This is a genomic window from uncultured Oscillibacter sp., assembly GCF_910587525.1.
Classification (GTDB): Bacteria; Bacillota; Clostridia; order Oscillospirales; family Oscillospiraceae; genus Oscillibacter.
Map to the genome: position 1 here is coordinate 1 of NZ_CAJULS010000140.1, position 5,791 is coordinate 5,791.

Annotated in this window: 7 protein-coding genes and 1 tRNA gene; 4 read left to right on the forward strand and 4 right to left on the reverse strand. The window is 59.1% G+C overall.

Features of this window, described 5'->3' with window-relative positions:
- Positions 1 to 142: 142 nt before the first annotated feature.
- From upp to tsaE, 4 genes are read right to left on the reverse strand one after another with little or no spacing between them, the layout of a single operon-like run.
- Positions 143 to 775 (reverse strand): uracil phosphoribosyltransferase, encoded by a 633-nt coding sequence (gene upp / locus QZ326_RS10875; protein ID WP_295745078.1) that lies wholly within the window; start codon positions 773 to 775, stop codon positions 143 to 145.
- Between the two features lie 26 nt (positions 776 to 801).
- Positions 802 to 1,353 (reverse strand): hypothetical protein, encoded by a 552-nt coding sequence (locus tag QZ326_RS10880; protein ID WP_295745080.1) that lies wholly within the window; start codon positions 1,351 to 1,353, stop codon positions 802 to 804.
- Positions 1,341 to 2,072: a tRNA (adenosine(37)-N6)-threonylcarbamoyltransferase complex dimerization subunit type 1 TsaB gene (gene tsaB / locus QZ326_RS10885; protein ID WP_295745083.1), complete on the reverse strand. Its 732-nt coding sequence runs from the start codon at positions 2,070 to 2,072 to the stop codon at positions 1,341 to 1,343. Before tsaB ends, QZ326_RS10880 begins: the two co-directional genes overlap by 13 nt.
- The gene (tsaE, locus tag QZ326_RS10890) at positions 2,069 to 2,500 is read right to left on the reverse strand and encodes a tRNA (adenosine(37)-N6)-threonylcarbamoyltransferase complex ATPase subunit type 1 TsaE (RefSeq protein ID WP_295745085.1); all 432 of its coding nucleotides are present in this window, start codon (positions 2,498 to 2,500) and stop codon (positions 2,069 to 2,071) included. The genes tsaB and tsaE overlap by 4 nt, the downstream gene beginning before the upstream one ends.
- A gap of 143 nt (positions 2,501 to 2,643) precedes the next feature.
- On the opposite strand from tsaE, the gene QZ326_RS10895 reads away from it, so the two are divergent.
- The 4 genes from QZ326_RS10895 to QZ326_RS10910 all read left to right on the forward strand — a co-directional run bounded on the left by QZ326_RS10895 (position 2,644) and on the right by QZ326_RS10910 (position 5,782).
- A complete protein-coding gene (locus QZ326_RS10895; protein ID WP_295745086.1) occupies positions 2,644 to 3,831 on the forward strand; it encodes an FtsW/RodA/SpoVE family cell cycle protein in 1,188 nt (395 codons plus the stop codon).
- A 105-nt stretch (positions 3,832 to 3,936) separates the two neighbouring features.
- Entirely contained in the window at positions 3,937 to 4,926 is a 990-nt protein-coding gene (locus QZ326_RS10900) for an Ig-like domain-containing protein (protein WP_295745088.1), read from the forward strand.
- A 149-nt stretch (positions 4,927 to 5,075) separates the two neighbouring features.
- Positions 5,076 to 5,609, forward strand: a complete 534-nt coding sequence (locus QZ326_RS10905; protein WP_295745091.1) for a phosphatase PAP2 family protein — start codon at positions 5,076 to 5,078, stop codon at positions 5,607 to 5,609.
- A 96-nt stretch (positions 5,610 to 5,705) separates the two neighbouring features.
- Positions 5,706 to 5,782, forward strand: a tRNA-Arg gene (locus QZ326_RS10910).
- The last annotated feature ends 9 nt before the right edge of the window (positions 5,783 to 5,791 follow it).

Sequence of the window (5,791 nt, forward strand, 5' to 3'; positions counted from 1 at the left end):
AAATCAGAGCCGCTGAAAGCGGCCTGCTGCAGCTTACACACCGCAGTATTTAAAAAGAATCATGATTCTTTTCAAGATATCCAAATTATAAAAACGCCCTGAGAAGAGAAAGGGCCGGGAACTAAAGCTCCCGGCCCTTCCTTTACTTTGTCCCAAAGATTCGATCCCCGGCATCTCCCAGCCCCGGAACGATATAGCCCTTATCATTGAGCTTCTCGTCCACCGCGCCGCAGTAGATGTCCACATCCGGATGACTCTTCTGAATTCGCTCAATACCCTCCGGGGCGGCCAGAAGCACCATCAGCTTGATATTGGTGCAGCCGTACTCCTTCATAAACCCGATGGCGGCGTCGGCGCTGCCACCGGTGGCCAGCATGGGATCTACGATCAGGACATCCCGCTCCGTCACATCCTTGGGCATCTTGCAGAAGTACTTCACCGGCTCCAGAGTCTCCTCGTCCCTGTACAGACCGATGTGGCCCACCCGGGCGCCGGGAACCATCCGCAGCACGCCGTCCACCAGTCCCAGGCCCGCCCGCAGGATGGGTACCACGGCGAACTTCTTTCCCTTGAGGGTGGGGGCGGTGGTCTTGCAAATGGGGGTCTCCACCTCCCGCTCCGTCAGGGGCAGGTCCCGGGTAGCCTCATAGGTAATGAGCATCCCAATCTCGCTGACCAGCTCCCGGAAGTCTTTAACGCTGGTGTTCTTGTCCCGCAGGATAGTCAGCTTGTGAGCCACCAGAGGGTGGTCCATGACGTGTACTTTGCCGTTCATACGAATCTCTCCTCCTATTTTGTAAGTCATATTCCCGTGATTTGCAGCTTCAATGTGTCCGCGAGAACGATGGCGTCCTTTCTGGACAGTGTGCCGATACAGATAAAACGCCGGCCTTCCTCAAGAACCGCGTGAATACTTCCAGGCTCCGCCGTATACTCGTCCCACAGCAGTGCCACCGCGCCCTGGCCGCCAGGGCTCTGTATAACCCCGCAGACCGGCGCGGTAATCGGCTGTCCGCTGGCGCCGTAGAACTGATCCCCGCCGGGCTCTGACGTCAGGCGGACCCATGTACCGGGGTCCATGTCCAGACCGCCGATCCAAAAGTTCCCCACAAAGGTCCGCTTTCCCGCCCGGTTACAGGTATATGTCCCCCGGATGACAGCCTCGTGGTCCGCCGCGTAATCCACGTCGTCCGCGCGGTACTCCACCGCCGTGCCCGACCAGGAGACCTCCTCCGAGTGAGGCATATACCAAACCGCCAGAAACGCCGCCAGACACAAAACGGCCAAGCCGGCCAGCCATTTCCAAAGCCGCCCGGACAGGGGGCTCACTTTTTCATTGGTCACCTTTTCCATTGGTCTCCCGCTCCTTTTCCATTGGTCTCCCGCTCCTTTTTCAGCCGCTCCGCCTGGGGCGGGCGCAGGTAGACGGGCAGCAGCTCCTGGGCGGAGACCAGGCCGCCGCGCCCGGCCGCCTCCTCCGCCTCCAGAGCCACGGTGACGGCGCTCTGCATCACCAGATAGGGCGGGGCCAGACGGCAGGCCACTCCCGCCGCCGTCAACGCGTCCGCGCACAGCTTTCCACCGTCGCCCACGATGATCTTGCGCCTGGCGTCCTGCTGCAGCTCCTCCGCCAGTTCCTCCAGGCCAATGGCCCGGTCCGGCGTCAGACGGGTCAGCCGCCCGTCCTCTGCCTCAAACAGGGCGTTGTAGATCTGGCTCCGCCGGGCGTCCATGGCACAGACCACCAGTCCGTCCATAAAAGCCACATTCCGGGCCATGGCCGCCAGGGTGGACACGCCAACGGCGGGCTTGTCCGCCGCAAAGGCCAGCCCCTTGGCAGCGGAGACACCGATGCGAATACCGGTAAAGGACCCGGGGCCAACCGCCACCGCTACGGCGTCCATGTCCGCCATAGTGAGGTCCGCATTTCTCAGAATGTGCTCCACAATGGGCATCAGGGTCCGGCTGTGGGTGAGACCGGTATCCTGGAAACCCGCGGCCAGCACCCTCCCCTCTTCTGTCACAGCGGCGGAAACTGCCTTGGCAGAGGTCTCCAGTGCCAGTATCTTCATGCAAGATCCACTCCTTCCACGGTGACAGTGCGCCAGTTCTCATTGTCCGGGCAGCAGCGCAGGGCAACCCAAACGGTCTCCGGCGGCAGCGCCTCCTCCACCCGCTCGCTCCACTCCACAGCACAGACGCCGCCCCTGGTCAGATAGTCGTCCCAGCCGATGTCAAACAGGTCCTCCGCCCCCTCCAGGCGGTACAGATCAAAGTGAAACAGGGGCAGCCGCCCGCCCTCGTACTCATTGACGATGGTAAATGTGGGGCTGGTAACTCTGGCCCGGCACCCCAGGCCCCGGGCCAGGCCCCGGGTAAAGGCAGTCTTTCCCATGCCCAGATCCCCCTGATACGCCACCACCGCCCCAGGAAAGAGCCGCTCCGCCAGACGGCAGCCAAGCGCCTCCGTCTCCGCCTCGCTGCGGGTGAGAAATTCCACGGTCCTGTCCCCCTTATGTTTGATGTTAACATCAGTATATCACATTTTGAACAGAGTGTAAAAACAAATTTCCAGCGTTTACAGCATTTTTTATTTGTGGTATACTGACTTTGTCAAAATCCTCCATCAAAAAGGAGCGTCTTATGGCGGACCGGTTAAAAAGCATCCTAGCAGACTTCTTCCAGCAGGCCGATCTGGTACTGCTGGGGCTCTGCTGTGTCTCCACGCTGTACGGCATGGTGCTGATTTTCAGCGCCACCCACTTTATGGAAACTGCCAAAGTCATCCGCTACGTGGGCGTGCAGGGTGCCGCCATGGCCATCGGCATCTGCGCATACATTTTCATGTCTATGCTGGACCTGGAAAATGTGATGAAGCGCTGGAAATGGCTGGTTGTATTCAACATCGTTTTTATTGGTCTGCTGCGGACTCCCCTGGGCGTGGGACACAGCACCGGCAATGTAGCCTGGTTAAAATTTCCGGACATCCCCTTCCAGATTGGTCCGGCGGAGGTGGTGAAAATCTCCTTTACTCTGCTGTTGGCCAAGCAGCTGGAGTGGCTGCGGGAGGAGAAACGGGACCTGAAATCCTTTCGCTCCGCCCTTCTGGCGGCGGGACACACGCTCCTTCTGATGGGCTGGTACGTGGTTATATCCAGGGATATGGGCAATGCCCTCACATTCTTTTTCATCTTTTTGTGCATGGCCTTCGCGGCGGGCTTTGCCCTGCGGTGGTTTGTGCTGCTGTTTGCCGGCATCGGTGGAACTGCGGCGGCGATGCTGACCCTGGACCTGGTGCCGAAATCCATGGAGTACATGGTCAACCGCTTCCGGATCCTCTTTGACCACAGCCTGGATCCCCTGGGCGTCGGCTGGCAACAGACCCGGAGCCTGCTGGCAATCGGTTCCGGCGGCGTGTTCGGCCAGGGGTACATGAACGGCACCCAGTCGCAGAGCAGTGAGAGCCAGTCCCTTCCCATGCGGTGGACGGACTTTATTTTCTCTGTCTGCGGCGAGGAATTGGGGCTGATCGGATGCCTTCTCATCATTCTGCTGCTGACAGCGGTGATTTTCCGGGTGCTACTGGTGGCAAAGCGGGCTCAGAGCCATTTTCACAGCTATGTCTGCGTGGGCATGGCCGCCATGCTGATTTACCAGGCCGTCATCAATATCGGCATGTGTCTCTTTGTTATGCCTACTATCGGCGTCACTCTTCCCTTTTTCAGCTATGGCGGCTCCTCCATCGTCATGCTGTATACCGCCATGGGCGTGGTTTCTAACATCAAAAAACGAACACTCTCCATGGAGCGCCGGGGACGGGCCCTTCTGTAAGATATCCTCTGAAAAATTCTCCGGCGGCAGACTGCCGCCGGAGAATAATTTCTGGAAAGAAGCGGACACTACCACTACATTCCATGAAAACAGGAGGAAAGCCACTTGAAAAGCAGTTTCACAAGACGGACCGCCGTTCTGGCTCTGGCGGCGGCTCTGGTACTGGGCAACAGCGCTTCAGCACTGTTTGGAAAGAAGACAGAACAGCCCGAGGCGGAGGAGGGTGCGCCCCAGGCCCGGGACCTGGAGACCAAGACCTACCGGGGAATCTCCTGCCAAGGCCAGTTCCTGGCTGAGGACAACGAGGGCGAGACGCTGACCTTCTCCCTGGCAGACCAGCCCAGAAAAGGCGTAGTGGTCATTGAGGGAGATACCTTCACCTACGCCCCCGACGACGGCATCACCGGCAGCGACAGCTTCACCTACACCGCCACCGACAGTGCCGGACACACTTCCCTGCCCGCCACGGTAAAAATTTTCATTGAGAAGGCCCGCTCTGGCGTCACCTATGCCGACACTGCCGGCAATCCGGCGGCAGCTGCAGCCCAGGAGCTGGCAGAAGCGGGGATCTTTACCGGCTGCAAAATCGGAGACCAGTACTTTTTCGAGCCGGACCGCCCCGTCTCCCGGGGAGAGTTCCTGGCCATGGTCATGGAGGCCTCTGGCCGGGAGGTCACTGCCGTCACCATGACCGGCTTCTGTGACGACGAAGCCATTCCCACCTGGGCCAAGGCATACGCCGCGGCCGGCGTAACCGATGGTGTGATGCAGGGCACCGCTACGGCGGAGGGCTTGGCCTTCCGCAGCGGCGACGCCATCACCTTCAACGAAGCCGCCACAGTCCTGGACCGGGTTCTGGACCTTGGCAATGTGGAGCTGGACGTCTGGTACGCAGACCGGGAGGAGGTTCCCTCCTGGGCGGCCCAGGCCGTCGGGAACATGGAGGCCGTCAGCGTGCTGGCGGCGGGTAGCTTCGGCAGTCTGACCATGGAGGAGCCAGTGACCCGAGGCGACGCAGCCCAAATGCTTACCGCCGCAAAAACTCTTCTGGAAGGCCAGGAAGAGAAGTCGGGCCCGTTCGGCTGGCTGAAATGAACACAGCGATCCCTCCGGAGAGAACCGGCTCTCCGGAGGGCGCTTTTATGTCAAAAGAAAATCTTCCAAAAAAGTTGTATCTCCGTCTCAGTGCTGATATAATTTTCTTATCCTCACACCCCTCAAAGCGCTGCATAAAGGAGTCATCAATGCAAACTTTGGAATTTTCGATTTTGAACTGGATTCAGGCCAGTCTGCGCTGCGAACTTCTGGACACCGTACTATCCCTGGTCAGCGAACTCAGCAACCATGGAGAAATCTGGATTCTGCTGGCGCTGGTCCTGTTCGCCATCCGCAAAACACGCCGACAGGGCGCCGCCGTCATCTGCGGCCTCGTGCTGGATCTGATCGCCTGCAATCTATTGTTAAAGCCCCTGTTTGGCCGTATCAGGCCTTTTGCTGTCAATCCGGCCGTCACTCTGCTCATTAGGCCGCCCTTGGACGCGTCCTTCCCCTCAGGGCACACCGCGGCATCCTTTGCCGCCGTCTTCGCTCTGAAAGCGTCTGGAAATCCGCTGTGGAAACCGGCACTGGGGCTGGCTGTGTTGATTGCCTTCTCCCGGCTGTATTTATACGTCCATTGGCCCAGCGACGTGCTGGGTGGAGCCCTGCTGGGAACCGCCGTCGGCTGGATGGGAGCAAAGCTGGCGGCGGTTATCGGTACACGATTGCACTGGCTGTAAACGGCCCCAAAAAATATCTGAAAAAATGCAAAAAAACGCTTGCATTTTGGAAATGTTTGTGATAGTATAAATAAGCTGTCTGAGAGGACAGGATGTGCGCCCTTAGCTCAGCTGGATAGAGCGTCTGGCTACGGACCAGAAGGCCGGGGGTTCGAATCCCTCAGGGCGTACCAAAACCACGG

Coding starts and splice junctions, on each gene's coding strand:
- upp (WP_295745078.1), bottom strand. CDS start 775: ATGAACGGCAAAGTACACGTCATGGACCACCCTCTGGTGGCTCACAAG.
- QZ326_RS10880 (WP_295745080.1), bottom strand. CDS start 1,353: ATGGAAAAGGTGACCAATGAAAAAGTGAGCCCCCTGTCCGGGCGGCTT.
- tsaB (WP_295745083.1), bottom strand. CDS start 2,072: ATGAAGATACTGGCACTGGAGACCTCTGCCAAGGCAGTTTCCGCCGCT.
- QZ326_RS10895 (WP_295745086.1), top strand. CDS start 2,644: ATGGCGGACCGGTTAAAAAGCATCCTAGCAGACTTCTTCCAGCAGGCC.
- QZ326_RS10905 (WP_295745091.1), top strand. CDS start 5,076: ATGCAAACTTTGGAATTTTCGATTTTGAACTGGATTCAGGCCAGTCTG.